The following is a 26,685-nucleotide window of genomic DNA, read 5'->3' as shown; positions in this document are numbered from 1 at the left end:
TACTGGAGAAACACCATGCGTTTCAGTTTTGCCGCGCTTTCCTTCGCCGTCCTCGCTGCGTGTGGCCCGTCCGTCGCCGCGCCTGGCAGCCTGGCCGACGTCAAGGCGGTCACCGCCCCGGCCGAAGACACGCAAGTGCTCGCCGTGCTGAGCTATGCGAGCTGGTGCGGTAGCTGCAAAGTGCTCGATCCCAAGGTCGAAACCGTGCGCGCTGCAAATGATTTTGAAGGTGTCGAATTCTTCGCCCTCGACTATTCCGCCAAGGACGAGGCCGCCTATTTCGCAGACGCCGAAACCCTTGGTATTGCGGAAACGATGCGCGGAATCTTCCCCGAAAACATAAAGACCGGCCAACTCTATCTGATTGACCGGTCTTCTGGAAATGTGCTCGGCACCGTGACAAAATCCATGTCAGAAGCCGAGATCGTTGCCGCAATTTATGGGGCGCTGTCCTGACGATCAGGGCGCCGTGCAGGCGCTATCATCCTTGTTGAGTTCACGGCGGACAACATCGAAATATTTCCCAGTTGTCTCGAACTCGCTGGAGGAGACGCCATACGCCTCGCTCGAACCATCCGCTCCGAAGGATTTGTCGACACCCTCGGCGGCGTCTTCCAGACCGACATTTCGTTCTTCCCGAATGTCGCCGATCACCTGACTGACCTTCAGGATAGCTGTCTGATCCGCTTCAGGCTGATCAGCCAGCAACTGGCCAAAACAGCCACAATAGGCCGCGACCGTCTCGCCATCTTCGGCCAGATCTTCCTCAATCTCCGGATCCCCTGCCAGCATGCCATTACAGGCAGATACGGCATCCTTGGTGACGGAATTGCCTGCGCCACACGCTGCAAGAGCGAAACAGGCACTGGCAAAAAGGGAGATACGGATCATGAGGAGTCTTTCTGGATCTGGAATTAAGCCGGAACCTTTCCTGCGAGCATGCCCGCGAGACGGTTCGTGATGATGTCTTCGGCTTCTTTCATGATTCGGTCGATCAATTCTTTACAGGTCGGAATGTCATGGATCAGGCCGGCAACCATACCGCATGACCATGCGCCGGCATCCATGTCGCCGTCTTTCATGATGCGCGGATAGACGCCTGCGACTTCCTCGATGATGTCCTTGAATTCCAGCTTGTCGCCCAAGGCCTTCTCCTTTTCGATCAGGCGCTCAACTGCCGCATTGTTCAGCACACGCTCGGTATTGCGCAGGGAGCGCATGACAAGGCGCGTGTCGAGTTCGCTGGCAGCAACAATCGCGTCTTTCACGTTCTGGTGCACAGGCGCTTCTTTCGTCGCGATGAAGCGCGTGCCCATGTTCATGCCGGAGGCGCCCATGGCGAGCGAGGCGACAAGGCTGCGCCCGTCTGCCTGACCACCGGAAGACACGAACGGAATGTCCAGCTCATCTGCCGCGCGGGGCAGCAGGATCATGTTCGGAATGTCGTCTTCGCCGGGATGGCCGCCGCATTCGAAGCCATCGACGCTGACCGCATCACAGCCAATCGACTGGGCTTTCAGCGCATGGCGCACAGCGGTACATTTGTGGATCACCTTGATGCCGTGTTCCTTCAGGATCGGCAGGACCTGCACCGGGTTGTTCCCGGCGGTCTCAACGGCTTTCACGCCGCCTTCGATGATCGCTTTCACATAGCCCGGATAGTCCGGCGCGTTGACGACCGGCAGGAAGGTGAGGTTCACGCCGATCGGCTTGTCGGTCATGTCCCGGCAGCGCGCGATCTCATTGGCGAGGTCAGCGGGGGTTTTCTGCGTCAGGGCCGTGATGATGCCGAGGCCGCCGGCGTTCGAGACGGCAGCAGCCATTTCGGCGAACCCGACATAGTGCATACCGCCCTGAATGATCGGATGCTCGATTCCGAACATTTCTGTGATGGCAGTCTTCATGGCATGTCCTCCTTGTTTTCCGGCCTATCCTTGGCGGAAGGCAGGCGCGGAAACAAGGCTGACATTGGGGAAAGAGTGCCTGGCGGCCCTTAGCTTACAGGCGACCAGGACTTGGTGGATTTGCTGCGGCGCTTCTGGCCGCCGCCCTGACGGGAGGCGCCTCCACCGGACTCGGAGCGGGCAGCGCTTCTGTCGCCGCCGTCACGCGAACCACCGGGCTTGCCGCCGGCCTTGCGGGGACCTTTACCACCGCCGGAGCGATTGCGGTTCTGGGACTGCCCGCCCTGACGGTGTCCACCGCCCTGGCCTCTGCCACGACCGCCGCCACCACCGCGGCTCTGCTTGGTGTGCGGGCCCGGCTCTTCCGGCAGGGACAGGTCGAGCGCCATGTCTTCGGCCAGTTCGATCCGGTCGATCTTGCGGCCGATCAGCTTTTCGATGTCGCGCAGATAGCCGCGCTCATCATTGCCCACAAAGGACAGCGCAATGCCGCTCTTGCCGGCGCGGGCCGTCCGGCCGATGCGGTGAACATAGGATTCCGGCAGGTTCGGCATGTCCATGTTCACGACATGGCTGACGCCATCGACATCAATGCCGCGTGCGGCAATGTCGGTCGCAACCAGGATCGGGGCCTTGCCCTTCTTGAAATTGTCCAGGGCGCGAATGCGCTGGTTCTGGCTCTTGTTGCCGTGAATGGCTTCTGCATAGAGGCCTTCATTGGCAAGGTAGCGGACCACTTTGTCGGCGCCGTGCTTGGTGCGGGTGAACACGATGGCCCGGTCCATGTCATCAGCCGACAGGAGTTCGGCCAGCAGGCGTGGCTTGGCGTCGCCCTTCACCATGTAGACCGCTTGGTCAATCTTTTCGGCAGGCCTGGAAACGGCGGCGACGGTGACTTCTGCCGGATCATTCAGGAAATCATTCGCGAGCGAGCGGATTTCCTTCGGCATCGTCGCCGAGAAGAGCAGCGTCTGGCGGCGGGTCGGGATGGCCTTCATGACTTTCCGGATCGCAGGCAGGAAGCCCATATCCATCATCTGGTCGGCTTCATCGAGCACAACGGCTTCGGTGCCGCTCAATTTCACGGCGCCGGTTTCCATATGGTCCAGCAGGCGTCCAGGCGTTGCCACCAGAACGTCCACACCGCGCGCAAGGGCGCGAACCTGGCCACCGGGCTTCACGCCGCCAACGACGATTGTCGTGGTCAGCTTCATCTGGCTGCCATAGACGCGCACGCTTTCGGCAATCTGGGCGGCCAGCTCGCGCGTCGGCGCCAGGATCACGATGCGGGCCATCTTGGAGACCGGGCGGCCCGGATTGGCGGCCAGACGGCTCAGCAGCGGCAGCACGAAGGCCGCCGTCTTGCCTGTGCCGGTCTGGGCAATGCCCACCAGGTCACGGCCTGTCAGCAGTGTCGGGATCGCCTGCTCCTGAATCGGAGTCGGCTTGGTATAGCCCTCAGCAGCAATGGCCTTGAGGACGGGCTCGGCGAGGCCGAGTTCGGTAAACTGTGTCAAATCAATACTTTCATGTGCGGGCGCCCAGCGGACTCAATAGTCCGCCCGCCCTGTTAGGCTCTAAGTTTTAGGAAGCCTGCTTTTAATCGGCATCCCGGTTGTTTGCGCACTCGACGCGAACCCGGAAAAGGCAACGATCAATGCGAGAGCAGCAGCTATTCGCCCTGCTACAGCGGCATATGGCACGCTTTTGTGCAATGCACAAACGATTATAACCGCTCAGAATTTCCAGCGCGCTGTGCGTGGCAAATCGGCCACAAGGCTTTTTGCCGCGACCATGAACACCCGCTCCTGCCCCAGCGCGAAGGCCATTGCCCCTTCCGGGAAGATCGGCGCGAAGGCGTCGTCCAGCACGTTGAGCCCGCCGGTAAAGGCGCCCATGGCCGGCATGACCAGCCGCGCGCCATCACTGGCGAAACAGCGCCGCCGCACGGATCGCCCCCGTCCGATGATCTTGGCCGCCGGATGCAAGTGCCCGGAAATCTCGCCCACTTCGCCCGTCGGCTCGTGCCGGAAAACCAGCGATCCGATGCGCAGCACCTTGCTGGCCCGCCCGCCGAGATGCGCCGGCGGGTCGGGGTCATGATTGCCCTCAACCCAGACCCAGTCATGCGCCGTCGTCAGTGCCTGAATGCGCCGGGCATAGGGTTCTGGCAGGCGCAGTTCGGCCGCCCGGTCATGGAAACTGTCGCCGAGGGAGATCACCGTCTGCGGCTTGAGCGCAGCGCACAGCCGCTCGACCAGCGACAGCGTCGCGCCCGTATCATAGGGCGGCAGCATCTGCCCCCGCGCCGCATAGGCACTGCCCTTCTCGAAATGGAGATCGGACACGACCAGCACCCGCTCGGCCGCCCACCACAACGCCCCCTCCGGCAGCGGCCTCAGCAGCTCCCCGGCCAGGTGCAGATGTGTTTCAACGGGTTTCGTGGCGGCGGCAGTCATCGGAGAAGAATCTGGCGTGCATTTGGGCAGCGGTCAATTCGCCATGGCAGGCTGGGCTGAAAGAAACGTGCCTTGCTGCTTTACATGGCCTTAAGCCCATCATGCCTATGCTTGGTCGGTCGCATTGGCGCACAAGCAAACCGCACCGGGACGCATGAACAGGAATTTTCCGCATCACACGCCAAGTGAGGAGATCGCCGCGCGATCGGTTATGAATCGCGGGTTTTCCCTCTATCTTGATGCCGTCCGGCTCGGTGCTGCGCTGATGGTCGTTGCCTCTCATCTGGCCTATGCGCGCTACACGAACGGCCAATTCCAGTGGGTACGGGACCTGAATATCGGCAGTGATGCGGTCGTGATCTTTTTCGTTCTGTCCGGCTTTGTCATTGCTCACACAACCTACCGCAAGGACCGCCCGGCACAGGACTATGCTACCGCCCGGCTGGCCCGCCTGTATTCGGTTGTGCTGCCCGCCATCATTCTGACCGTCTGTCTCGATACCTTGGGTGCCAGACTGTTCCCGGACGTCTACGCAGCGCATTGGTATAATGGCGATCAGCGCATCTCGCAGATCGTCACGGCGCTCACCTTCATGTCCCAAGGATGGGGCGGTGACATTCGTCTCGGCACGAATGGCCCGTTCTGGTCCGTCGCCTATGAGGCCTGGTATTATGCTGCCTTTGGCGTCGCCGTATACTGCCAGGCCCGAACCCGCACCCTGCTGCTGGCTGTGATCGCCTTGATTGCCGGTCCGCGCATCCTACTGTTAGCGCCATGCTGGCTGATCGGCGTGGGATTGCAAAGACTCATGCGGTCATCGGCATACGACGCAATCGAACGACCGGCGGCCCTCGCCCTGTGCCTCCTGCCCGTCGCGCTTTACGGCACGGCCCAGGCCGTCGGCCTGCCACACATACTGACCGAACTCACCACCCAACTGCTCGGCGGAAAATCCCCGAATGCCTTGTTCGGCTTTTCAGACGAATTTATCTGGAATTTCCTGCTTGGCTGTTTGGTCGCCCTTCACTTTATGGGCGCTGCACAGATCTTGGAGTCAGCAGGCCAGAGAGCGACAGGACTGGAACCAGTGATCCGCTGGGGAGCGGGGGCAACCTTCTCGATTTATCTATTCCACAATCCTCTTCTGTCCTTCCTTCATGCCCTGCCCGCCTACAACGCGGCCAATCCGGTGCATTGGGCGGCACTGGCCGTCACAACTCTTGGCGCATGTCTGCTGTTGGCGGAAGTTTCAGAGCGCCGACTGCTGGCTTGGAAGGCGTTGATCTTGCGCCTTCTGTCGGGGTTCACCCGCCAGCCCGCCTAACTCATTGCATCGCGGACCAGCTCTGCTTCCGCTTCGCCCAGGATGGCGTCCTGCACGGATGCGCCAGAAACCGGCTCCTTGCCGATTTCCAGCATGACGGGCACGGCGAAGGGGCTGATCTTTTCCAGCGCCTGATGGTCGATCTTGCCACGGATACGCACCAGCGCGTCCGACAGGCGGCGCACATCCAGCAGACCCGTCGCCGCGTCCTGCCGGGCGGCCTGCAGCAGGATATGGTCCGGCTCATGGCTGCGCAGCACGTCATAGATCAGGTCGGACGAGAAACTCACCTGCCGGGAATTCTTCTCCTTGCCCGGAAGGTTGCGATGGATAAGGCCGGAAATCTGCGCGCACTGGCCGAAGGTCCGCTTCATCAGCGCGCTCTCATCGAGCCAGCTTTCGAGATCGTCGCCCATCATGTCCGGATGGAACAGCGCGTCCATGTCCACTTCGGACATGTCCTCCATCCCCCACACTGCCAGCGCATATTCACTGGCGACAAAGCCGGTGGGCTTGGCGCCCATCCGCTCCAGCCGCCGCGTCAGTAACATGCCGAGCGTCTGGTGGGCCAGCCGTCCCTCGAAGGGGTAGCAGACGAGGTAATGCCGGTCGCCGCGCGGGAAGGTTTCCACGAGCAAATGATCCGGCGGCGGAATTTTCGATTTCAGCTTCTGGATCTCGAACCATTCGCGTACGGGGTCTGGCAGACCTTCCCATTGCTCCGGGTCATGGATCATCTTGCGGACACGATCCGCCAGGAACGTCGTCAGCGGGAACTTGCCGCCATTATAGGACGGTATCGCCGGCCGGTCGCCGACTGCGCGCACGACCAGCGCGTCCATGCCCTCCACGCCGACAAGCCGCAGAATTTCGCCGGCGAAGAGGAATGTGTCGCCCGGCGTCAGGGTGGAGAGGAAATATTCCTCCATCTCCCCCAGCTTGAGCCCCGCCCGTACGCTACGCTTCTCGCCCTGCTTTTCCTTGCCCATGAATTGCGCCAGCCGCACGGCCAGCATGGGCGATTCCACAATTGCGCCGACATTCATCCGGTGCGCCTGTGCGTCGCGGGCCGTGCGCGCCACCCACACCCCGTCCGGCCTGCGCACGATGCGGTGGAACCGGTCATAGGTCTTCAGCGCATAGCCGCCGCTCGCCACGAAATCGACGATCCGCTCATACGTCTCCCAGTCGAGCCACGCATAGGGCGCGGCCCGGACAATATCCTCATAGAGCACCTCCAGCCGGAACCCGTCGCCACACGCCCGGCCCATGACATGCTGGGCCAGCACGTCCAGCGAGCCCTCGCGCACCCCTTCCCCGTCAATCTCGCCAGCCTCGACCGCTGCCTCGGCCGCACGGCATTCAAGCACCTCGAACCGGTTCGTTGGCACAAGGACGGCCCGGCTGGCCTCGTCCATCCGGTGATTGGCCCGTCCGATCCGCTGGATCAGGCGCGCGGCTCCTTTCGGCGCGCCCATCTGGATCACGAGGTCCACCTCGCCCCAGTCGATACCGAGATCGAGTGTGGACGTACAGACCACTGCCTTCAGGGCGCCAGCCGCCATCGCCGCCTCGACCTTGGTGCGCTGTTCCCGCGCGAGCGAGCCATGATGCAACGCAATCGGCAGCCCGTCCTCATTGGCGTGCCACAGCTCCTGGAACATCAGTTCGGCCTGGCTGCGCGTGTTGACGAAGACCAGCGTCATCGTCGCCTTCTTGATGGCCTCATATACTTCCGGCACGGCAAACCGTCCGGAATGCCCCGACCACGGAATCCGCTGTTTCGAGATCAGGATATCCACATCCGCCGAGACGCCGCCCTCAGCCGTCAGGATGCGCACATCATGCCCGCCGGGGCGCAAATCCAGCCAGTCCGCCAGAACTTCCGGCTCGCGCACCGTCGCCGACAGGCCGATGAACCGGCAGGCCGGGGCCCAGCTTGCCAGCGTTGCAAGGCCGAGCGCCAGCAGGTCGCCGCGCTTTGAGGCCGCCATGGCATGGATTTCATCCACGATCACGCATTTGAGGTCGGCAAAGAATTCCTTCGCATGGTCGGAGGCAAGAAACAGCGCGAGCTGTTCCGGCGTGGTCAGCAATATATCCGGCGGCGTCCGTCTCTGGCGCTGACGCACATGGGAGGGCGTATCCCCCGTCCGGCTCTCGATCCTGATGCCCAGCCCCATCTCTTCGACCGGGCCCGTGAGGTTGCGCTGCACGTCGGCCGCCAGCGCCTTCAGCGGCGATATGTAGAGCGTGTGCAGGGCGGGCCGGTCGGAATTCGCCGCCCGCTTGCGCGCGCGCAGTTCAATCAGGCTGCCGAGGAAGCCTGCCAGCGTCTTGCCCCCGCCCGTCGGCGCGATCAGCAAGGCGCTTTCGCCCTTCAGCGACTCTTCAGCAAGCGCCAGCTGGTGCGGGCGCGCCCGCCAGCCACGTGCCGTAAACCAGGCCTCGAACGGGTCCGGCAGGACAAAGGGGGAAAGCGCGCTGTCAGCCATGAGAGGAATTAAAGTATCGCAAGAGGGGGAGATTTCCTTTGTCTTTCACTATGCGTTCAGGTGAGCTGTGCCCAAACTTCTTTTTCAGACACTGCAACAGAGCCCCGTCATGATCCGTTCCCTTGCCAGCGCCGCCAGCCTGCTTGCCCTCGCCGCTCCGGCTTTTGCACAGACCCCTCTGGAACAGGCCCTTGCCGCCTCAGCCGATGGCCCGCTCTACAAATTTGATCTCGCGCTCTCCACCGGCGAGGTCGAGGCCCTGATGAAGGTCGACCCCAGCCTGCCCGAAGGCGAACGCCTTAGCGTCGTCTCCCCTGACCCGGATAGCTGGAGCGAGGATTTCGCCAAGCGCGTCAAAAACATGAAGGCCAATACGGATGGGGACATCTGGTGCCAGGAGTTTGCGGAAAACATTCCCGCCAATGCGGCCCTGGTCGGTGAGACCGACACAACCGCGACCTACACCTTCGAGCCTCAGCCCGGCGCCGAACCGGATGACATGGACAAGGTGTACAAGCACCTCACCGGGACAGTCATTGTGGACAAGCAGTCGCCCGCCATCCTGAATTACGAGCTGGTCGCGAAAAAAGCGTTCAAGCCGATGCCCGTGGCCAAGATCAAGCAATTCGAGATGAAGATCGCCTGCGACCGCGCGCCCGACGGCCGCACCCATGTCGCCAGCCTCGATCTCAATCTCAGTGGCTCGGCCATGATGCAGAGCTTCAGCCAGTCAGACCGTCAGCGGATCTCAAACCTTCAGGCCATTCCACAATCCGGCCCGGAATCCGGAACCGGCACCAAATAGGGCCTATTCCTCGCGGCCATACTTGGCGAGGATTTCCGCCCGGATCGCATCCTTGGCCCGGTCACTGCGCGCGCGGCGGGCCTCGATCGTCGCTTCAATCTCAGCCTCGATCTGCGCCCGCTCGGCCGCCTCTCCTGCGCGCACATCATCAGCCGCCTGCAGGGCCATCAAGGCGTCCCGCGTGAAGCTGGCAATGTCGAATCGCGCGCCGCCGATCACGTCAAAGCCGCGTCGCACAATGACCGCGTTCATGCTCGGCACGATCACGACATACTGGCCGCGATTGCCGGCCATGTAATAGGTGCCCGCCGGAATGCCCTCGGCATGGTTCATCAGCCAGAATTGCGCGCCATAGCCGGGACCGCTTGTCGGTTGCGCCGGGCCCGGCGTCGCCACGAACTGTGCCCAGCCTTCCGGCAGCAGCCGCTCATTGCCCCACACGCCGTCCTGCAGGTAGAGCTGGCCGACCCGCGCAAGGTCGCGCGCCGTAGACCAGACTTGGCTGGACGAGACGAAGTCACCATTCCAGTCCACTTCCAGTGTCGTGTGAACGGCGCCAATCTTGTGCAGCAGTTTTTCATACGGGAAGCGATGATAGGAATCATCCGCCCCCAGAGATTCCCGGAATGAGCGCATCGCGATCAGCGTGTCATTGTTGGAATATTTGAACCGTGTGCCCGGCTTGGCTTCCATCACCTTGGAGGCGGCCTGATCGACCACGCGTCCGCCGCCGAAATAGATCCGGTCCGTGCGCGAGCCCTCTTCGCCGCTGTCGAGGCCGCTCGCCATCTGCATCAGGTCGCGCAGTGTGATTTCGCGGCGCGGGTCGGCGCCATTGTTCCAGTCGGCGATCACGGCCGGGTAATCGAGATCGATATGCCCGTTCCGGCGCGCTGCGCCGAGGATCGTCGCAGAGATCGATTTCGCCACCGACCAGGTCCGCTGCGGCGTCTCGTGATTGATACCGCGGGCATAGCGCTCGGCCACGACCTGTCCGTCTTTCACCACGACCACCGCACTGGTGCGCGTGCCATTGCCATAGGTGCGCTCGTCAAACGCGAACGAAACCGGCGCTTCCAGACGTTCGGCTTCTTCGATGCGCAGCTGCACCTTCACATTCGAGCCGATGGCGCTGCCCCGGTCTTCGCCGGTGAAGTCCGGCCAGGCGGCAAAGCGCGGCAGGAAGTTCAGCGCGCCCTCTTCGGCGCCAATCGGCAGCTGCGTACAGCCAAAGCCGGGGCGCCAGACCGCCATGCGCGGCGGCATCGTATTGGAATAGGTCACCGAGACCAGCTTGCGCGCCGGGTCGATCATCGCATCGGGCAATTTGTCAAAGCTGCGCTGGTAATCCGGATAGATGCCGGACAGCTCGTTCTGGCGAATCTCTTCCAGCGTCTGTCCTGCATTGAAGGTCGAGGAGCAGATGAACGCGGCCTTGTAACCGGCCGCCAGCGCATCATCCAGTGCCCGTGTCGACCCGCCCTCTTCAGCCATCGCGGGCGCGGCGGCCAGCACGGCCAGCGCAGACAGGGATACAAGACATTTCCGGATTGCGCGCATGCGTGATTCTCCTCTGATCGGCCTGACTTTATGCACAGATGACCGTGTCGCAAGTGTGGCGGGGCAGCTTTCGACTCAGTTTGGATGCGTTTTTCGAAACTTCTTCCTTTAAGCGCAAGGAGCGCTATCATAGCGGGAAATCAAAATCGTCCGAAGGAGGAAACAGCATGAAGTTCCACGCTCCTGTGCTTGCCACCCTAACCGCTGCTGCCCTGGCACTTGGCGCATGCACCCAAATGCCTGCAACTGCTCCGTCCATCACTTCCTCCACGATCACCGCCGACAGGGCGCCTCTTCAGGATTTGCTGGATGCGGGGTTTGACCTCGAACAGGTTGATGGCGACTGGCTCTACCTGAAACAAGGGCCGACACTGTATCGGTGCCTTGTTTCATTCACGGATCGCGTCTTCTGCACGCGCCTGTCATAGATGGCTCATCCCGTGAACTGCAAGGCCCTTGGCGACGGCGCCGAAGCGGTCACTCTCGGAGAGTGCAGCATTGCCAAACCGCCCCGCCAACCGGGACTGCACGAGCGGAATAAAGGTCGACCCGCCCACCATGACAATATCGGTGACCTGGTCCGGCGACACGCCCGACTGGCCCAGGCAGTCCACTGCCACCGCGTCCATCTGTGATACCGCCTCGTCAATCAGGCCTTCGAACACCCGGCGCTCCACCACACGCTCCAGCCGCAAATCGGGGGTGTCATAGATAAAGGCCTGCTGGTCAGTGTCGCTCAACTCGATCTTGATCTGCTCGGTCCGCTTGGCATAGGCGTGGCCTTCATGGTGGCGTACCAGATGATCGAAGGCCCGGATTGCGCGACTGTTCGGGCTGTTCTGTACCATCCATCCGATCCGCTTCTGCACGTCCCGCGCATAGAGCTTGTTCAGGCTTTTCCAGTCAGACAGGATCGAATATGGCGCAGATGGCACCGGCAATCCGTTCAGCTCCAGCGTCTCGCCATGCCCGAGCAGCCGCGACAGTTCGAAAAAGCTCAGCTTCTGGTCAAAATCATTGCCGCCCACATAGAGGCCGGTGCTGCCCAGCACGTCGAACCCGGAATTGTCCGACGCGATGCGCACGACCGAGAAATCCGATGTGCCCCCGCCAATATCGACCACGAAGACCAGCTTCTCCCGGCCGCTCGGAAAGCTTACCGAACGCGCCGCCGCCACAGGCTCGTCGAGGAATTCCACATGCGCCACGCCCGCCTCGTGCAGGCAGGATTCCAGGATGGCCTGCGCGCGCCGGTCAAGATCGGCGTCCCGGTCATTGAACGAGACCGGCCGTCCCTGCACGACAGACTCAACCCGCTCGCCCATCTCGGCTTCCGCCCGGGCGATCACCCGGCGCAGGAAATGCGCAATCACGTCCCGGAACGGCAGGCGCCGACGGCCGACATCCGTCGTCTCGTCGATCAGCGACGAGCCCAGCACGGATTTGATCGACCGCATCAACCGGCCTTCCTCGCCCGTCTCATACGCCGCCACGGCCTCGGCCCCGATGGCATATTCTCCGGACGCCAAGCCATAGAACACCGCCGTCGGGATCGATGTGGCGTCCGGCTCCAGCTCGATCAGGCGCACGCCCTGCGGCCCGGCATATCCAATCGATGTGTTCGATGTTCCGAAATCGATGCCGATTTGCATGAGGAACCTCCGGAGACCTGAATCGCGACCCCGTCGCCTACCCCAGCTGTCAGCATTTCGAAAGATGCCGCGCCCAGCCCTGCCCCCCTCGGCTCCAGTGTGAAGTCATGGAACATGTACTCATCGAGGGAGTGACCGTATGGATCGAAAATCAATATTTCGGTCTTAGGAGAGCGGTTTCATTTAATTTAGGGGTTGCGAGCGGGAAAATGTTTGCGCTACCATTTCCTCAGAAGCTGCACCAAGCAGTCCAGCCCCCTGGAGGAAACCGATGAGATATCCCCGCCTGTCGCCCGTCGCGGCCTGCCTGTCCATGTTAGCGCTATCTTTGGCGCCTGCCACTGCGCAGGAAATTCGGGACGGGGAATATTTCCACCAGCCCGGCGCCGATGTGCTGGTTTTCTCCAATTGGTATGATGGCCTCTTCGCCGATGCCAAGATCTCCGGCGTCGAACTCATCCATCACGGCCTGCGCACCGTCACCAATGGCGATGTGCGCCTGGAAGCAACCCCCGGCCAGTGGGAGCCGATCGGCGCCTTCGTCACCCGCCGCGTCGACAGCGAAGCAGGCTTCATCGAGGCTGACCTCTCCTATCCGGACTATGACTATAATTACACGATCCGCGTTGAGCGCGATTCCGGTGGCTATGTGATCTCGGTCAACAGTGATCAGGCCCTCCCCGAGGGGCTGGCCGGCAAGGCCGGGTTCAATCTGGAATTCGTTCCGTCCGTCTATGGCGGCAAGGGCCTGCTGGTCGATGGCGACGCGCGCATCATCCCCCACTCCGCCGCCAGCGACATGACACCCCGTGAAGGCGGCCCGCGCCCGGACGGCGCCGCTGCCGACCCGGCCCCCATCGCGACCGGCACCACACTCGTCCTCGCGCCGGGAGATGCCGAACACCGCGTGTCCCTGTCCTCTTCGGGCGCCCCGATCTCGCTCTATGACGGGCGCAACCAAGCCAGCAATGGCTGGTATGTGGCCCGTACCGTTCTGCCCGCCGGCAAGACCGGCCGCCTGATGGAATGGCGCCTCGAAGCTGCCTCGCAGGACGGTTGGGTCAGCCCGCCTGTCATCTCCTACAACCAGCTGGGTTACACGCCCTCCCGCGAAAAGGCCGCCATCCTGCAGATGGACCGCGACGCCGGCGCGCCCGGCGAGATGCAGCTTGTCCGCCTGCTCCCAGATGGCAGCGAGGAAACTGTCCTCTCCGCAACGCCGGACTCCTGGGGCCGATACCTTCGCTACGCCTATGCGCGGTTCGACTTTTCTTCCGTGACAGAGCCGGGCCTCTACCAGCTCGTTCATGACGGCCAGCGCACAGCCGCCTTCCCCATCTCCGACACCGCCTATGACGAAGCCTGGCACGCCACGCTCGACGTCTTCATGCCGGTGCAGATGGACCATATGTTCGTCAACGAGGCCTATCGCGTCTGGCACGGCACCGCCCATATGGATGATGCCCTTCAGGCGCCGGTCAATCATGAGCATCACGATCTCTACGCCCAGGGGCCGACCACCGACACCGCTTTCGCGCCGCTGGAACACATTCCCGGCCTGAATGTCGGCGGCTGGTTCGATGCCGGCGATTTCGACATCCGCACCCAGAGCCAGTATGCGACGGTCCGCACGCTCGCCCATACATGGGAACGCTTCGGTCCGGACCGCGACGTCACCAAGGTGGACTGGCAGCGCCGCCGCGCCGACATCCATGTGCCGGATGGCGCGGCCGACCTGCAACAGCAGATCAAGCATGGCACGCTGCAATTGCTAGCCCAGTTCGATGCCGTCGGCTTTGCCATTCACGGCATCGTCGAGCCGGACCTTGATCAGTACACCCATCTCGGCGACGCCGTCACCAAGACCGACGGCCTCATATATGATGCCTCCCTCGGCGCGGACGAGGTGAAGGAGGGCCGCTCAGGCCGGCTGGATGATCGCTGGGCCTTCACCAGCCGCTCCAGCGCCCTGCAATACGGCTCGGCCGCCGCCCTCGCCGCCGCCTCAAGCGCCTTGCGCGGCTATGATGACGCCCTTGCCGACAAGGCACTGGCCCAGGCCGTCGCAACCTTTGCCGACGAAAACGGCCGCGAACCGGACACCTACCGGCATGGCAACACGACGGGCGGCCCCCTGCCGATGGAGCGCTTCCTCGCCGCCGCAGAACTCCTGCGCGCGACGGGCGACACCCAATACGCGATGGCCGTGGAACAGGCCTTCGACGAGGCAACGCCCTTCTTCGGCGCCATCGCCCCGTCCGCGATTGCCATCCGCCCCATGATGAACTCCGCCTATGACCAGCGCCTGCGCGCCGCCGCAGCCGCATGGACGCAGGACATGAAAGCCGCCCGCAAGGACAATCCCTTCGGCGTCGAGATCACACGGGGCGGCTGGGCCGGCTCCGGCTCGATCATCGGACAGGCCAACACGGCCGACGCCATTCACGGCGCCTGGCCGGATCTGGTCTCGAAACAGGAAGTTCTGGACGGGTTCGACTATGTGCTCGGCCGCCATCCGGGGCACAATCTCTCGCTCGTCTCCGGCGTCGGGGCCCAGTCCAAGCTTGTCGCCTATGGCAGCAATCGCGCGGACTTCTCCTTCATCGCGGGTGGCATCGTGCCCGGCGTGCTGATCCTGAAGCCGGACTTCCCGGAAAACCGTGAGGACTGGCCCTTCTTCTGGGGCCAGAACGAATATGTCATCCCGCTCGGTGCCAGCTATATCCAGCTCTCGCTGGCGGCCGCCGAACTGGCCCGGCAGGACTAGCCCCCTTCCCCGTCGGGGCGCGCACCCTACATTAGGCTCATGCTGCGCCCCGACCTCCTGCTCCACCCGACCCCAAAGGGCCTCTATTGCCCGCCGGGGGATTTCTACCTTGATCCCGTGCGCGGCGCGGTGGACCGGGCCGTCATCAGTCATGGCCATTCAGACCATGCGCGCGGCGGCCACGGCAAAGTGCTCGCTCATCCCCACACGCTCGCCATCATGGCCGCGCGCTATGGCGACAGCTTCGCCAGGCAGACGCAAGCGGTCGAATATGGCGAAGCCATCGAGATCAATGGCGTCACGGTCTGGCTCTCCCCGGCCGGTCACATCCTCGGATCGTCGCAGATTGTCGTCGAGCACAAGGGCCTGCGCATGGTCTTTACGGGCGATTACAAGCGCCGCTGGGACCCGACCTGTGCAACGTTCGAGCCGGTCGAGAACACGCATGTCTTTATCTCCGAGGCGACCTTCGGCCTGCCCGTCTTCCGCCATCCGCCCACGGAACACGAGATTGACCGCCTTATGCGCTCAGTGGCCGACAATCCGGACCGCACCCATTGCATCGGCGCCTACTCTCTGGGAAAGGCTCAGCGCGTCATCAAGCACCTCCGCATGGCGGGCCATGACCGGCCAATTTATATTCATGGCAGCCTGGAAAAGCTCTGCGAGGTCTATGAGGCGGCGGGAATCAGCCTCGGCGAACTGCGGCCGGCCACCCTGGAGGACATGTCAAAATCGGCGCGCGAAGTGTTCCGGGGCGAGATCGTCATCGCCCCGCCCGGCGCCTTTGAAGGCAAATGGGCCCAGCGCTTCCCCGATCCGGTGATCGGCTTTGCGTCCGGATGGATGAGCGTCAAACAGCGCGCCAAGCAGCGCGGCGTCGAGCTGCCGCTGGTCATCTCAGACCATGCCGACTGGGACGAGCTGACCGACACGGTCCGCGAAGTCGATCCGCAGGACCTCTGGATCACCTATGGCCGCGAAGACGCCCTCGTCCGCTGGGCCGAACTCGAAGGCCGCCGCGCCAAGCCGCTGCGGCTGGTCGGCTATGAGGAAGAGATGGGGTGAGGCATTGTCCTTAACACTCGATCACATATTCTACCTATAATTTAAAATTTCCCGAACTTACTCCACTTATTCTTGATGCAGAGCAGGAGGATAAAATGGAAAGCAGTAAACCCGGAAAAAGCGTCTACGCGCGGGCGGGCGTTTGGCTCGACGAAAACACAGGCGAAATTCATATCACTTTGCCTGAGTCTGGTTGGTTTCATACCACTGTTAATGCGAAGGACGGCAGCAAGCGCTGTCACAAGAATTTATACGCGAAACTCGGAAGACTGTTGAGAGAAAACGGCGCACCGGCGCCAGACCCGTCCCTGACCCCTGACTATCCGAAACACGACGCTTAACCCGCTGTTCCATCCAGTAACAAAGAGTTGCATCGACTCCTCCCCTCTCACGATTCTAGCCTGCTTGCGGTCTCGATAACCGGCAGTGAGAGGACATCATGCCAATCACCAAACTTATCAGCGCCGCCCTGGCCCTCAGCGCGCTCGGCGCCTGCGCCACCGCCTCCAGCGCGCAGGAACAACTTGAAACCGCCAATCTCGACAAGGCAATCTGGTGCATGAATGTCATCGAGGTCGAACTGGACCTCGATATCGCCGCACGCGAGTGCATCGCCGATGGCTATATCCAGCACTCGCAACATGTGCCCGACGGCAAGGATGGCTTCCTCACCTATTTTGCCGGGCGCATCGAACAATTCCCCCAGATGCATGCCGAGATCAAACGCGCCGGCGCCGATGGCGACCTCGTCTGGCTCCACACCCATTTCAAGGCTGAACCGGATGCGCGCGGCACCGCCGTCATCAACATCTTCCGCATGGAAGACGGCAAGCTTGCCGAACATTGGGGCGCGGGCCAGCCCGTCCCGGAAACCTCCGTACACGGGAACGACATGTTTTAGCCTGTCGATCTCTCGTAGGGCGGGTTAGCGCAGCGTAACCCGCCATCCGGTATCGCGGCATGGCGGGTCATGACCCGCCCTACGAGGGGATCGAATCCGTCTGATACCCCTCCGCGCCATACTATGCCCCTGCTCTCACAGGAGCCGGATCAGGTACCGTTCTGGTTGTGGGGGGCAGGGTCAGGAGGGTGCGGGTGGGAGAGACGGTCTCGCCGGTGCCTAGGCAGGTCAGGCCAGGGTGGGCTTGCGAAGGCAAGTTGGGAAACCGCCTCGTCCGGTCGCACGGGAATTGAACCTCCCCGGATGGGCCACACGTGTCAAAAGCACGGTGGATCCGTTCGCGCGGCGCCGGTAACGAAGACCCGGGACTATGGGCCCCCTTGAGGGTGTTCGCCGAAATTCCTGGCCGGCGCGGCGGGCGGTAACGCTCCATTCCGTAGCCCTTATTTATTTCAGGCGGAGCGCCACGGCGCCTGCCGCGCCTCGGCTTCGTTTTGCGAAGCTGGAATGATGGATACCCGGATGGTTTTGGCCAGTCCGGCTATTTGTGCAGGAGGAAGGAACCAAACTCCCAATTCTGTCATCCCGGAATTTGCGCCAGCAAATATCCGGGACCCAGCGCCGATAGCTTCATGCGTGCCAGTCATCCTTCGACTTCGCTCAGGATGAGCCGTGCTCTATGAGCGCTCATGCTGAGCGAAGTCGAAGCACGGGCGCGGGCTGTCATCCCGGATAAATCCTGTCGGATTTTCCGGGATGACAAATTCCCGCTCTGTCTCTCGGGCGCAGACCGGGGATACACACGCCCGCCTCCCCGCCCTATCTATGGCGGATGCAGGCCTTCGCAGAGCTTCTTGACCGTCTCGTCCTAACGCCTTCGCGCAATGGCAAGCTACGCCTGATGGTTTCCTATTTTCGCAGCGCGCCAGACCCCGACCGGGGCTATGCGCTCGGCGCGCTGACCGGCGACCTCGACCTGAAGAGCATCAAGCCCGCCGCGATCCGCGACCTGGTGACCGACCGGATGGATGCTGAACTGTTCCGCCTGTCCTATGACTATGTGGGCGACATGGCCGAAACCGTCAGCTTGGTCTGGCCGGGGGAGCGCCGCGCGAACCGCCCGCCGCCACTGGCCGAGATCGTCGAGGCGCTGGACGGCGCGACGCGGCCAGAGGCGCAGCGTCTGGTCGCCAACTGGCTCGACGGCCTCGACCCGACCGGCCGCTGGGCGCTGCTCAAGCTGATCACCGGCGGCATGCGGATCGGCGTTTCCGCGCGCCTCGCCAAGCTGGCGCTGGCCGATTTCGGCGGCGTGGACGTGACCGGGATCGAGGAGATCTGGCACGGCCTCGCCCCGCCCTATGAGAGCCTGTTTGCCTGGCTCGAAGGCAAGACCGGCCGCCCCGAGCCGGACATCAAGGCGCCCTTCCGGCCGGTCATGCTGGCCCACCCGCTGGTGCCGAAAGCGGGCCGCGACAATCCCGATGCGGTGGACCCGGCCCTGATCACGCCCGAGGCCTTTGCCGCCGAATGGAAATATGACGGCATCCGCGTACAGGCCAGCTCCGAAGGCGGCGTGCGACGCATCTATACGCGAACGGGGGACGACATTTCCCACACCTTCCCGGACGTGCTGGCCGCGATGAGTTTCGAGGGCACGCTGGATGGCGAACTGCTGGTGCGCGGAGAGGATGGCGAAAGCGTCGCGCCGTTCAATGCGCTGCAACAGCGCCTCAACCGCAAGACCGTTTCGAAGAAGCAGATGGACACGCATCCCGCTTTCATCCGCGCCTATGACCTGCTGCAGGCGGGCGAGGAGGATATCCGCCCCCTGAGCTTCCGCGAGCGCCGGGCGCGCCTGGAAGATTTCATCGCGGAAACAGCGAGCCCGCGCTTCGATCTCTCCCCGCTCGTTCCGGTCACCGATCTGGCGGCGCTGGACGCACACCGTATGGAGCCCCCTGCCCCGGAGATCGAAGGCCTGATGCTGAAACGCTGGGACAGCCCCTATGTGCCCGGCCGCGTCAAGGGCCATTGGTACAAATGGAAACGCGATCCCTGGCTGGTCGATGCGGTCTTGCTCTACGCCCAGCGCGGGCATGGCCGCCGCTCCAGCTTCTATTCCGATTTCACCTTCGCCGTCTGGCGCGATGAAGACGGCGAGGAAAGATTGACGCCCGTCGGGAAGGCCTATTTCGGCTTTACCGATGAGGAATTGAAACAGCTCGACAAATTCGTCCGTGACAACACGATCGAGCGGTTTGGGCCTGTGCGCTCGGTGACACCGTCCCTCGTTCTGGAAGTGGCGTTTGAGGGCCTGCAGCGGTCAGCCCGTCACAAATCCGGCATCGCCATGCGCTTTCCCCGCATCAACCGCATCCGCTGGGACAAGCCCGCCGAGGAGGCCGACCGACTGGAAACCCTGGAGGCCATGTTGCCGGAGTAAAGCGCTGCCACAAGCAAGGCGCAGGCGCAGAGGCCGCGGCGAAAGCCGCGAACAGCTTCGAGCAAATAAAAAAGGGCCGGGAAAATATCCCCGGCCCTTTCGAAACTGAATGGAATGCAAAGATCCTTAAACGGACTCTTTGAGTTCCTTGGCGACGCGGAAAGCAACTTTCTTCGACGCCTTGATCTTGATGGACTCGCCCGTTGCCGGGTTGCGGCCCATGCGTGCCGGGCGCTTGCGCACTTCCAGCGTGCCGAGGCCGTTGAGACGGAAACGTTCGCCTTTCTTGAGGCGCTTCGTGATCCGATCAGCCAGGTCGGAGAAGATTTCTTCCGACTGCTTCTTGGTCAGGCCGTGCGCCTCTGCCATTTCCGCCGACAGCTGACGCATCGTGACGGTGGTTGCTGGCTTCGGAGCCGGTTTTGCAGCCGTCGCCTTTGGTGCGGCTTTTGGCGCAGCTGCCTTGCGGGCAACTGGCTTCTTCGCAGCAGCGGTCTTGGCGGCAGGTTTAGCAGCCGTCTTGGCCGGTGTGGTCGCCTTCTTGGCGGCCGGTTTTGCAGTAGCCTTCTTGGCCACAGGTGTCTTTGCCATGAGCAAATTCCTCTTTTGAGTCTCCGCAGAGATCGCGGCGTATAACGTGAAAACGCCAACCTGCATCCCACTTTTTTCACACGCCGCGGATTTGCCCCATTTGAAATTCGGCTCATATGGACCTCATGAAAAAACACCTGCCCCTGATCGTCATTCTCCTTGGCCTGCTCCAGCCCATGTCTGGCGCGCTCGCACCTGCCCTCGGCATTGGCACGCCCATCGGAAATGCGACACGCGGCATGACCCTGCCGGAACAGCCCCTGCCAGCCTTCTTTTCGATCTGGAGCGTGATTTTTCTCGCCTATCTGTTCTTCGGCGTCGCCTATTGGCGCGACCGTGAACCCTGGATGGACCGCGTGGGCGTCCCCCTCGCATGGGCGGGTCTCTTCAACATCGTCTGGATGCTCTGTGCGCAGCTGATCGCATGGCAGCCCCTGGATTTCCTGCTGCTTTTCCCGATCGCCATCACCGCATGGATCGCAGCGTTTCGCATGGACCGCCTGCGCGAAACCGGCTGGAGCCCCAAGAAAGCGCTCGCCGATTTTGTCGCCGCCATGCTGTCCGGCTGGATCAGCGTGGCCGTGGCCATCTCAATTCCGCTGACCCTGCGCAGCTTTTCCAGCCTCGGCGCAACCGATTATCCATGGCCCATGCTCTGGATCACCCTGCTCACTGCGGGCTTCGCAGCCTGGATGTTCGCGCGCTATGTCAGCCGCAGCTGGTGGTATTTCGCTGCGCTCGGCTGGGGCGTTATCGGCATCATCCTGAACAATTGGCATGTCACGGAAATGAACTGGCTGGCCATCGCCAGCACAGTGATTCTGGCCCTCATCATCTGCTTGCGCCTCTTTCGGGGTGCCGACGGATCAGTCATACCGGCCTGAGCAAACTGGACAAGCGGCACAAACTGACGCTTTTTTGCCCGTAGAAACAACGAGTCTGGCCGTCCCATGGATTTTGAATCACTCGCCCTGCCCAATGTCGACACGAGCAATTGGCCCGTCTGGTTGGCCAAGTCCTGGCCCTTCATCGAGAAATGGGGCCTGGTCCTTCTCGCCTGCCTCCTGATCTGGTTCCTGTCAGGCCTGGTGAAACGGATCGTTACGGCCTTCGGAAAGCGCGTATCCGCCAAGGACAAATCCTTCGAGGGCTCCAGCTGGGATATCGCCAGTTCTGTGGCGCGGGTGTTCGCGCTGATCTTCATGACGCCCCTTCCCCTTGGCCTGGCCGGCTACGACTGGGAGGCCATTATCGACCGGCGCGGGCCCGGCGCGTTTGCGGCCATTGCAATCCTTGTGATCGCGGTCCTGTTTGCCAATTGGGTCGCGCGCTCCATGCGGAAGATGGGGAACCAGGCCCATATGCGTCACGGCGCGGATGACACACTGTTTGCCTTCTCTGCCTCGCTCCTGAAGTATTTGATCTTTGCCATCGCCATCGTCCTGGCGCTGACCCAGCTCGGCTTCCCGACGGCCTCGCTTGCCGCCCTGCTCGGCGGCGCTGCCCTCGCCATCGGCCTTGCCTTGCAGGACACGCTGAAAGCGGTCGCAGCCGGTGTCATGCTGGCCATTTTCCGACCGTTCCGCATTGGCGACTTTGTGACCCTGGCCGGCATGGATGGCGAGATCACCGACATCACCCCCTTCCGCACCACGTTCAAGCAGATCGACAACAAGATCGTCTCGGTCACAAATGACAAGGTGTGGGGAGATCCACTGGTCAATCATACCCGGCAAACCCGCCGACGGTTCGATCTCTATTTCGACATTTCCTATGACGATAATATGGATCATGCCCTGAAAACGCTGCTGGACACGGCCAACGAGCATCCGCGCATCCTGGCCAAGGACGAAACCTGGGTGGGCGTCCACACGCTGGCCGACTGGAGTGTGCGCCTGCGTCTGAGGGCCTATGTGGCCACACCGGAATTCGTGCAGGTCCGTGCCGACCTTACCAAGGCGGTGAAAGAGGCCTTTGATCGTGAAGGCATCACCATCCCCTTCCCGCACCAAGTCAACATGGCCTACCGGCCGCATGCGCCAGCCGGATCGGAACAGGGTCCACTCACATCCATTACAGAAACCGACGACTAGCCTGCCCTGACCCCTATGAGGAGACCTCCATGCCCGAAGAGCTGACCCCAGCCGCCATCTGGAGCGAATATAGCCCCTTCATCGTCTCGTTCGGTGTGAAAGTGATCGGCGCCCTGCTTGTCCTGATCATCGGCTTGCGTATTGCCGGCTGGCTGGCCGGACTCGTCCAGCGTGAGGCCCTGAAGCGCGAAGGCATCGACAACACGCTCGGCAATTTCTTCGCATCGATCGTGCGGTGGGCGATTACCGCCGCTGTCCTGATCGCAGTGCTGCAGGTCTTCGGCGTGCAGGCGACCAGCTTCGTGGCCGTGCTCGGCGCCCTGACCCTGGCCATCGGCCTGTCCATGCAGGGTGCGCTCGGCAATATCGCCTCCGGCGTCATGATCATGCTGTTCCGCCCCTACAAGCTGGGCGACTATATCGAAGCCGCTGGTGTCGCAGGCACCGTAAAGGACATCAATCTGTTCCAGACCGTGCTGGCGACTGTCGACAATGTGAAAGTTCTCGTCCCGAACAGCCAGGCCATTGATGGTGTCATCGAGAACTATTCCGGATACGACACGCGCCGCGCCGACGTGACGTTCGGTATTGATTATGATGACGACATGGACAAGGCCATCGCGGTCATCCGGCAGGTCATCGACGCGGATCCCCGCATCTTCCGGGACCCTGAGCCTTTCGTGAAAGTGGTCAATCTCGGGGACAGCTCCGTGGACATCGCAACACGCAGCTGGGTCAAGGCTGAGGATGTCTGGGATGTCAAATTTCACCTTACGAAAGCGGTGAAGGAAGCCTTCGACCGCGAAGGCATCTCGATCCCCTATCCGCACCAGGTCGAAATCCAGAAACAGGCAGCCAACGACTAACAGGCCGTATCACACACCATGTCCCCAGATCCGAACCCAGAATTGCCGGAAGTGAAGGTCGAGCCGGTCCCAGAGCCCCTGCCGCCCCGGGCACCGGCCAGCCACCAGCCGCCACGATCCCTGCTCGCGCGGCTGTTCGGGATATCCATCTGGGGGTCGCTGAAACTGCTCGGCCTGTGCATTCTCGTCGGCTTTTTCGTGCTGGCCTCGCAGTTCAATCCGTCCAATCCGGACGTGAACATGGGCGCTGCGATTGCGAATGTGGCGAGCACGACGCTTGCCGCCCTTGGCTGGGGAGTCCGGAATTTCTGGAAACCCGCCCTCGCAGGTGCGGCCGTCGTGATCCCGGTCTGGGTCCTGTGGCGGCTCGTCAGTCTGCCATTCCGGAAGTAGACTCGACCGGCGCCCAATGCTGGGTCTGGCAGATCGGGCCGATGCAGCCCTTCACTTCCAGCACGCCATCCGCCAGCAGCTTGATCCGCGACCCATAGGTCTTGCCTTCCTTCGGATTGTAGATCGTACCGCCCGTCCAGCCATTCGCCTTGCGCCTGAACCCCTCCAGCATGGTCAGACCCAGGATCCTGGCGCCCTTCGCATCTGTTGCTGTCTCTGGCGTCTTGCCGTCTGACACGCTGGTCGGATCGATCCAGACGATCACGCCGCAGGGCGTGCCATCACCGCAATCGGAAATCCGGATGTGCGACCCTTCCTTTTGCGTCACGAACGTGCCGAAAACATCGAGCGGCCCAGCATGGGCGCTGCCCGTCGCAAATGCCGCGACGGCAATGCCAGCCAATACGCGATTCATGGGTGCCTCCTCGCTCAGACGACTTATACTTCTACCAGAAAAACAAGATGGGAGGAATTCAATGGACACGACAAAACTGATGTACCGGGACGGCCTGATGTCGGGCGAACGCATTCTGGTGACGGGCGGTGGCACGGGGCTCGGCAAGGAAATGGCAGAAGGCTTCCTGAAGCTCGGCGCCGAAGTGCATATCTGTGGCCGGCGCGGACAGGTCTGTGAAGATACAGCCGGCGAGCTGATGGAAAAGCATGGCGGCAAGGTCGTGCCGCATGCCTGCGACATCCGCGTGGCCGAAGCCATCACCGACATGAACGATCATATCTGGACCAAGTACGGACCCCTGACCGGTCTCATCAACAATGCGGCGGGAAATTTCATCAGCCGTACCGAAGACCTGTCCATCCGCGGCTTCGACGCGATCTCGAACATCGTCTTTCGCGGAACATTCTACATGACGCATGACATCGGCAAACGCTGGATCAAGGAAGGCCGCAAGGGAAGCGTCTGTTCGATCCTGACGACGTGGGTCTGGAATGGAGGCCCGTTCGTCGTGCCCTCGGCGATGTCCAAGGCGGCCGTGAACACAATGACGCAAAGCCTCGCCGTCGAATGGGGCCGCTATGGGCTGCGCTTCAACGCCATCGCTCCGGGCCCCTTCCCGACCGAAGGCATGTCCAAGCGGCTGGCTCCGGACGCCGAAGGTGCCAACCGCATGGATTCCGGCGCAGCCAACCCGATGGGCCGCGTCGGTGAAATGCACGAATTGGTGAACCTTGCTGTCTTCCTGATGGCGTCGGGTGCGGACTATGTGAACGGACAAACCATCGCCATCGACGGCGCGATGTACAATGCGTCGGGCGGGAACTTCTCCCAGCTGACCGCATGGGGCGATGCCGAATGGCAGGCCGCGCGCGATGCAATTGAGGCGACGAACGCGCAGGACAAGGCAAAGCGGACCGTCTGATAGGTTTGTGACTGGACAGGCGAGCCGGTCGGGCTAGGCTTCGGGCACAGATTTGTCGTCCGGAGCCTGCCCCATGACCGACTCCTCTTCCGAACATGCACCGGGCCTTTCCGCCCTGGGCGCCCGCCTGTCGGACATCAGTTCACGACATGAGGGCCTTGTGGTCGGCCTGACCGGGTCTGTCGCCTCTGGCAAGACCACACTTGCGAACAAAGTCGCCGCCATCCTGGCCGACGCCCACAAGGTGGAAACTGTGTCGACGGATGGGTTCCTCTTTCCCAACGAAATTCTGGAGGAACGGGGCCTGACACTCCGCAAGGGGTTTCCGGAAACGTACAATGTGGAGGCATTGGGCGATGCGATTGCCGCCCTCTCAAATGGTGCGGCAGACTTTCCGGGCTACAGCCATGTCACCTATGACATTGATCCGGACATGACCCGTTCCATCGCGCAACCCGATATCCTGATCCTTGAGGGGCTCGGCTTCCAGCCCTTGTCCCCGCCTCCGCGTCCTGCACGCGAGCCCGACTATCTTGTGTACCTCGATGCGACGGAAGACAACCTGCTCACCTGGTATACCGAGCGTTTCCACCGTCTCTGGCGCGCGGCAGAGGATGATCCGACCTCTTTCTATGCGAACTTCCTGCACATGTCAGAGCCGGAACTGCTCGACTTCGCAAAATCCGTCTGGGGCCGGATCAATCTGCCCAATTTGCGCGACCACATCGCGCCCCTGAAAGAAACCGCCGATATTGTCGTCCTGAAGGATGCCGATCATGCCATACGCATCACGCATGACAGGATCGGCTAAGCCTTCTAGGCGTTCGGCGTGATCAGGTACTTCTCGCCAGTCGCCTTGGCATCATAGGCTTTCAGCGTGTCGAGGTTAAGCGCCTCGGCCAGCGAGATACGCTTGGTGTAATGGCTGGCGAACGTGGTTGTCAGTTCGTCCATCACACGCTTGTACATGCGGGCGCGAACTTCCTTGCCGGCCTTCTGCAGGAATGGCGTCAGCAAATAGCCGCTGAGATTCCACGCAAAGCCGACACCGGCCGGAACCTGCGTCGTCGACATGTCGAGCCGGCCATAGATGAAGACCTGCGTCTGCTGGCCGGAGCCATAGCGCGAATATTCCTTCATCTTGCGGCTGGCGGCCGCTTCCATCGCGATCAGGAGCTGGCCTGCGAGCGGACCACCGCCGATGGCGTCAAAGCCGAGCGTCGCGCCGGTTTCCATTAGCGCAGCAATCAAATCCTCCATGAAGGTCGGCGAGGTGGAATTGACGATGTGTTTCGCGCCGATGCCGCGCAGGATTTCGGCCTGCTCTTCCTTGCGAACAATGTTCACCAGCGGCACGCCATCCTTGATGCAGATCTTGTTCAGCATCTGGCCAAGGTTTGAGGCGGCGGCTGTATGCACGAGGGATTCATGTCCCATTTCACGCATCGTTTCGACAAAGGACAGCGCCGTCAGCGGGTTCACATAGCAGGAGGCGCCCTGCTCTGCCGTAGCACCTTCCGGCAGCTCCATGACCTGGGCCACATTCAGCATACGGTATTCGGAGTAGAACTCCCCGCCAAGGCCCGTGACACGCTTGCCGAGCAGGGCCTGAGCCGCATCGGACTCCCCTGCGGCGACAACCGTGCCAGCGCCTTCATTGCCGACGCCCAGAGACTGACCGACACGGGCCTGCATGGCCCGCATGCCCGCCTCAGGCACCTTGGCGGTGATCACGGGCCGGTCTACCGTGCCACTCTGCACGGCGGTTCGGATATCCCCTGCACCGACCAGAAGGCCGAGGTCGGAGGGATTGATCGGGGTCGCTTCAACCTTGATGATTACATCGCCCGGGCCGGGCGTGGGCATATCCACCTCGACCAGGGACAGTTCCAGTTCGCCTTCCGGCTTAATCAGCGACCGCAATTGCAGGCTTTTCTCGGGGAGTGTCGACATCTCGTTGTTTCCTCTTCTGTTTTTCTATT

At 62.1% G+C, this 26,685-nt stretch carries 25 protein-coding genes; 15 read left to right on the top strand and 10 right to left on the bottom strand.

The window, feature by feature from the left end; genetic code table 11:
• Window positions 1-15 precede the first annotated feature (15 nt).
• Complete coding sequence (locus V7660_RS12715) at window positions 16-456, top strand: TlpA family protein disulfide reductase (RefSeq protein WP_335603424.1); 441 nt, start codon at window positions 16-18, stop codon at window positions 454-456.
• 3 nt (window positions 457-459) lie between these two features.
• Here the strand turns inward: V7660_RS12715 and V7660_RS12710 are convergent, their stop codons facing one another.
• The 4 genes from V7660_RS12710 to pdeM all read right to left on the bottom strand — a co-directional run bounded on the left by V7660_RS12710 (window position 460) and on the right by pdeM (window position 4,363).
• Entirely contained in the window at window positions 460-891 is a 432-nt protein-coding gene (locus V7660_RS12710) for a hypothetical protein (protein WP_335603423.1), read from the bottom strand.
• Between the two features lie 23 nt (window positions 892-914).
• Window positions 915-1,904, bottom strand: coding sequence for an NAD(P)H-dependent flavin oxidoreductase (locus V7660_RS12705; RefSeq protein ID WP_335603422.1), 990 nt, complete (start codon window positions 1,902-1,904; stop codon window positions 915-917).
• 89 nt (window positions 1,905-1,993) lie between these two features.
• Entirely contained in the window at window positions 1,994-3,421 is a 1,428-nt protein-coding gene (locus V7660_RS12700) for a DEAD/DEAH box helicase (protein WP_335603421.1), read from the bottom strand.
• Window positions 3,422-3,640: 219 nt separating this feature from the next.
• A complete protein-coding gene (pdeM, locus tag V7660_RS12695; protein WP_335603420.1) occupies window positions 3,641-4,363 on the bottom strand; it encodes a ligase-associated DNA damage response endonuclease PdeM in 723 nt (240 codons plus the stop codon).
• 154 nt (window positions 4,364-4,517) lie between these two features.
• Between pdeM and V7660_RS12690 the strand changes: the two genes are divergently transcribed.
• The gene (locus V7660_RS12690; RefSeq protein ID WP_335603419.1) at window positions 4,518-5,687 is read left to right on the top strand and encodes an acyltransferase family protein; all 1,170 of its coding nucleotides are present in this window, start codon (window positions 4,518-4,520) and stop codon (window positions 5,685-5,687) included.
• On the opposite strand, the gene V7660_RS12685 is transcribed toward V7660_RS12690, so the two are convergent.
• Window positions 5,684-8,182 carry a ligase-associated DNA damage response DEXH box helicase gene (locus V7660_RS12685; RefSeq protein WP_335603418.1) on the bottom strand — a complete coding sequence of 833 codons (2,499 nt, stop codon included), beginning with the start codon at window positions 8,180-8,182 and terminating at the stop codon, window positions 5,684-5,686. The two genes, V7660_RS12690 and V7660_RS12685, sit on opposite strands and share 4 nt — an antisense overlap.
• A gap of 109 nt (window positions 8,183-8,291) precedes the next feature.
• Here V7660_RS12685 and V7660_RS12680 point away from each other — a divergent pair, with 109 nt between their 5' ends.
• A complete protein-coding gene (locus V7660_RS12680; protein WP_335603417.1) occupies window positions 8,292-8,987 on the top strand; it encodes a hypothetical protein in 696 nt (231 codons plus the stop codon).
• Window positions 8,988-8,990: 3 nt separating this feature from the next.
• On the opposite strand, the gene V7660_RS12675 is transcribed toward V7660_RS12680, so the two are convergent.
• The gene (locus V7660_RS12675; protein ID WP_335603416.1) at window positions 8,991-10,547 is read right to left on the bottom strand and encodes a serine hydrolase; all 1,557 of its coding nucleotides are present in this window, start codon (window positions 10,545-10,547) and stop codon (window positions 8,991-8,993) included.
• 167 nt (window positions 10,548-10,714) lie between these two features.
• On the opposite strand from V7660_RS12675, the gene V7660_RS12670 reads away from it, so the two are divergent.
• Complete coding sequence (locus tag V7660_RS12670) at window positions 10,715-10,975, top strand: hypothetical protein (protein ID WP_335603415.1); 261 nt, start codon at window positions 10,715-10,717, stop codon at window positions 10,973-10,975.
• Here V7660_RS12670 and V7660_RS12665 read toward each other — a convergent pair.
• Complete coding sequence (locus V7660_RS12665) at window positions 10,970-12,199, bottom strand: Hsp70 family protein (protein ID WP_335603414.1); 1,230 nt, start codon at window positions 12,197-12,199, stop codon at window positions 10,970-10,972. The genes V7660_RS12670 and V7660_RS12665 overlap by 6 nt on opposite strands.
• A gap of 271 nt (window positions 12,200-12,470) precedes the next feature.
• Between V7660_RS12665 and V7660_RS12660 the strand changes: the two genes are divergently transcribed.
• The 5 genes from V7660_RS12660 to V7660_RS12640 all read left to right on the top strand — a co-directional run bounded on the left by V7660_RS12660 (window position 12,471) and on the right by V7660_RS12640 (window position 19,381).
• Entirely contained in the window at window positions 12,471-14,966 is a 2,496-nt protein-coding gene (locus V7660_RS12660; RefSeq protein ID WP_335603413.1) for a glycoside hydrolase family 9 protein, read from the top strand.
• A 39-nt stretch (window positions 14,967-15,005) separates the two neighbouring features.
• The gene (locus V7660_RS12655) at window positions 15,006-16,034 is read left to right on the top strand and encodes a ligase-associated DNA damage response exonuclease (protein WP_335603412.1); all 1,029 of its coding nucleotides are present in this window, start codon (window positions 15,006-15,008) and stop codon (window positions 16,032-16,034) included.
• A gap of 95 nt (window positions 16,035-16,129) precedes the next feature.
• Complete coding sequence (locus tag V7660_RS12650; RefSeq protein WP_335603411.1) at window positions 16,130-16,375, top strand: hypothetical protein; 246 nt, start codon at window positions 16,130-16,132, stop codon at window positions 16,373-16,375.
• A 98-nt stretch (window positions 16,376-16,473) separates the two neighbouring features.
• On the top strand, window positions 16,474-16,935 hold the full coding sequence (locus V7660_RS12645) for a nuclear transport factor 2 family protein (protein WP_335603410.1): 462 nt from the start codon (window positions 16,474-16,476) through the stop codon (window positions 16,933-16,935).
• A gap of 832 nt (window positions 16,936-17,767) precedes the next feature.
• Complete coding sequence (locus V7660_RS12640) at window positions 17,768-19,381, top strand: cisplatin damage response ATP-dependent DNA ligase (protein ID WP_335603409.1); 1,614 nt, start codon at window positions 17,768-17,770, stop codon at window positions 19,379-19,381.
• Between the two features lie 126 nt (window positions 19,382-19,507).
• Here the strand turns inward: V7660_RS12640 and V7660_RS12635 are convergent, their stop codons facing one another.
• Window positions 19,508-19,972 carry an HU family DNA-binding protein gene (locus V7660_RS12635; protein ID WP_335603408.1) on the bottom strand — a complete coding sequence of 155 codons (465 nt, stop codon included), beginning with the start codon at window positions 19,970-19,972 and terminating at the stop codon, window positions 19,508-19,510.
• A 116-nt stretch (window positions 19,973-20,088) separates the two neighbouring features.
• Between V7660_RS12635 and V7660_RS12630 the strand changes: the two genes are divergently transcribed.
• The 4 genes from V7660_RS12630 to V7660_RS12615 all read left to right on the top strand — a co-directional run bounded on the left by V7660_RS12630 (window position 20,089) and on the right by V7660_RS12615 (window position 23,324).
• On the top strand, window positions 20,089-20,856 hold the full coding sequence (locus V7660_RS12630; protein ID WP_335603407.1) for a hypothetical protein: 768 nt from the start codon (window positions 20,089-20,091) through the stop codon (window positions 20,854-20,856).
• Between the two features lie 66 nt (window positions 20,857-20,922).
• Window positions 20,923-22,065, top strand: coding sequence for a mechanosensitive ion channel family protein (locus tag V7660_RS12625; RefSeq protein WP_335603406.1), 1,143 nt, complete (start codon window positions 20,923-20,925; stop codon window positions 22,063-22,065).
• A gap of 29 nt (window positions 22,066-22,094) precedes the next feature.
• Window positions 22,095-22,931 (top strand): mechanosensitive ion channel family protein, encoded by an 837-nt coding sequence (locus V7660_RS12620; RefSeq protein WP_335603405.1) that lies wholly within the window; start codon window positions 22,095-22,097, stop codon window positions 22,929-22,931.
• Between the two features lie 18 nt (window positions 22,932-22,949).
• Entirely contained in the window at window positions 22,950-23,324 is a 375-nt protein-coding gene (locus V7660_RS12615; protein WP_335603404.1) for a DUF6460 domain-containing protein, read from the top strand.
• On the opposite strand, the gene V7660_RS12610 is transcribed toward V7660_RS12615, so the two are convergent.
• Window positions 23,302-23,739 (bottom strand): DUF2147 domain-containing protein, encoded by a 438-nt coding sequence (locus tag V7660_RS12610; RefSeq protein WP_335603403.1) that lies wholly within the window; start codon window positions 23,737-23,739, stop codon window positions 23,302-23,304. The genes V7660_RS12615 and V7660_RS12610 overlap by 23 nt on opposite strands.
• 61 nt (window positions 23,740-23,800) lie before the next feature.
• On the opposite strand from V7660_RS12610, the gene V7660_RS12605 reads away from it, so the two are divergent.
• Together V7660_RS12605 and V7660_RS12600 are read left to right on the top strand one after the other, a co-directional pair.
• A complete protein-coding gene (locus V7660_RS12605; RefSeq protein WP_335603402.1) occupies window positions 23,801-24,703 on the top strand; it encodes an SDR family oxidoreductase in 903 nt (300 codons plus the stop codon).
• A gap of 73 nt (window positions 24,704-24,776) precedes the next feature.
• Window positions 24,777-25,514: a hypothetical protein gene (locus V7660_RS12600; RefSeq protein ID WP_335603401.1), complete on the top strand. Its 738-nt coding sequence runs from the start codon at window positions 24,777-24,779 to the stop codon at window positions 25,512-25,514.
• A 5-nt stretch (window positions 25,515-25,519) separates the two neighbouring features.
• Here V7660_RS12600 and V7660_RS12595 read toward each other — a convergent pair whose 3' ends face one another.
• Window positions 25,520-26,656, bottom strand: a complete 1,137-nt coding sequence (locus V7660_RS12595; protein WP_335603400.1) for a zinc-binding dehydrogenase — start codon at window positions 26,654-26,656, stop codon at window positions 25,520-25,522.
• Window positions 26,657-26,685 lie beyond the last annotated feature (29 nt).

It is taken from the genome of Hyphomonas sp., from assembly GCF_036964145.1.
Lineage (GTDB): Bacteria > Pseudomonadota > Alphaproteobacteria > Caulobacterales > Hyphomonadaceae > Hyphomonas.
The sequence above is the reverse complement of the archived record's forward strand: the minus strand, read 5'-3'. Positions and strand labels throughout refer to the sequence as shown.

What these genes read in the sequence shown, in the direction of transcription:
- V7660_RS12710 (WP_335603423.1), bottom strand. Translation starts at nt 891, where the DNA reads ATGATCCGTATCTCCCTTTTTGCCAGTGCCTGTTTCGCTCTTGCAGCG.
- V7660_RS12630 (WP_335603407.1), top strand. Translation starts at nt 20,089, where the DNA reads ATGGACCTCATGAAAAAACACCTGCCCCTGATCGTCATTCTCCTTGGC.
- V7660_RS12655 (WP_335603412.1), top strand. Translation starts at nt 15,006, where the DNA reads ATGCTGCGCCCCGACCTCCTGCTCCACCCGACCCCAAAGGGCCTCTAT.
- V7660_RS12640 (WP_335603409.1), top strand. Translation starts at nt 17,768, where the DNA reads ATGCAGGCCTTCGCAGAGCTTCTTGACCGTCTCGTCCTAACGCCTTCG.
- V7660_RS12690 (WP_335603419.1), top strand. Translation starts at nt 4,518, where the DNA reads ATGAACAGGAATTTTCCGCATCACACGCCAAGTGAGGAGATCGCCGCG.
- V7660_RS12595 (WP_335603400.1), bottom strand. Translation starts at nt 26,656, where the DNA reads ATGTCGACACTCCCCGAGAAAAGCCTGCAATTGCGGTCGCTGATTAAG.
- V7660_RS12635 (WP_335603408.1), bottom strand. Translation starts at nt 19,972, where the DNA reads ATGGCAAAGACACCTGTGGCCAAGAAGGCTACTGCAAAACCGGCCGCC.
- V7660_RS12670 (WP_335603415.1), top strand. Translation starts at nt 10,715, where the DNA reads ATGAAGTTCCACGCTCCTGTGCTTGCCACCCTAACCGCTGCTGCCCTG.
- V7660_RS12645 (WP_335603410.1), top strand. Translation starts at nt 16,474, where the DNA reads ATGCCAATCACCAAACTTATCAGCGCCGCCCTGGCCCTCAGCGCGCTC.
- V7660_RS12600 (WP_335603401.1), top strand. Translation starts at nt 24,777, where the DNA reads ATGACCGACTCCTCTTCCGAACATGCACCGGGCCTTTCCGCCCTGGGC.
- V7660_RS12680 (WP_335603417.1), top strand. Translation starts at nt 8,292, where the DNA reads ATGATCCGTTCCCTTGCCAGCGCCGCCAGCCTGCTTGCCCTCGCCGCT.
- V7660_RS12715 (WP_335603424.1), top strand. Translation starts at nt 16, where the DNA reads ATGCGTTTCAGTTTTGCCGCGCTTTCCTTCGCCGTCCTCGCTGCGTGT.
- V7660_RS12605 (WP_335603402.1), top strand. Translation starts at nt 23,801, where the DNA reads ATGGACACGACAAAACTGATGTACCGGGACGGCCTGATGTCGGGCGAA.
- V7660_RS12705 (WP_335603422.1), bottom strand. Translation starts at nt 1,904, where the DNA reads ATGAAGACTGCCATCACAGAAATGTTCGGAATCGAGCATCCGATCATT.
- V7660_RS12665 (WP_335603414.1), bottom strand. Translation starts at nt 12,199, where the DNA reads ATGCAAATCGGCATCGATTTCGGAACATCGAACACATCGATTGGATAT.
- V7660_RS12660 (WP_335603413.1), top strand. Translation starts at nt 12,471, where the DNA reads ATGAGATATCCCCGCCTGTCGCCCGTCGCGGCCTGCCTGTCCATGTTA.
- pdeM (WP_335603420.1), bottom strand. Translation starts at nt 4,363, where the DNA reads ATGACTGCCGCCGCCACGAAACCCGTTGAAACACATCTGCACCTGGCC.
- V7660_RS12610 (WP_335603403.1), bottom strand. Translation starts at nt 23,739, where the DNA reads ATGAATCGCGTATTGGCTGGCATTGCCGTCGCGGCATTTGCGACGGGC.
- V7660_RS12675 (WP_335603416.1), bottom strand. Translation starts at nt 10,547, where the DNA reads ATGCGCGCAATCCGGAAATGTCTTGTATCCCTGTCTGCGCTGGCCGTG.
- V7660_RS12685 (WP_335603418.1), bottom strand. Translation starts at nt 8,182, where the DNA reads ATGGCTGACAGCGCGCTTTCCCCCTTTGTCCTGCCGGACCCGTTCGAG.
- V7660_RS12615 (WP_335603404.1), top strand. Translation starts at nt 22,950, where the DNA reads ATGTCCCCAGATCCGAACCCAGAATTGCCGGAAGTGAAGGTCGAGCCG.
- V7660_RS12620 (WP_335603405.1), top strand. Translation starts at nt 22,095, where the DNA reads ATGCCCGAAGAGCTGACCCCAGCCGCCATCTGGAGCGAATATAGCCCC.
- V7660_RS12625 (WP_335603406.1), top strand. Translation starts at nt 20,923, where the DNA reads ATGGATTTTGAATCACTCGCCCTGCCCAATGTCGACACGAGCAATTGG.
- V7660_RS12650 (WP_335603411.1), top strand. Translation starts at nt 16,130, where the DNA reads ATGGAAAGCAGTAAACCCGGAAAAAGCGTCTACGCGCGGGCGGGCGTT.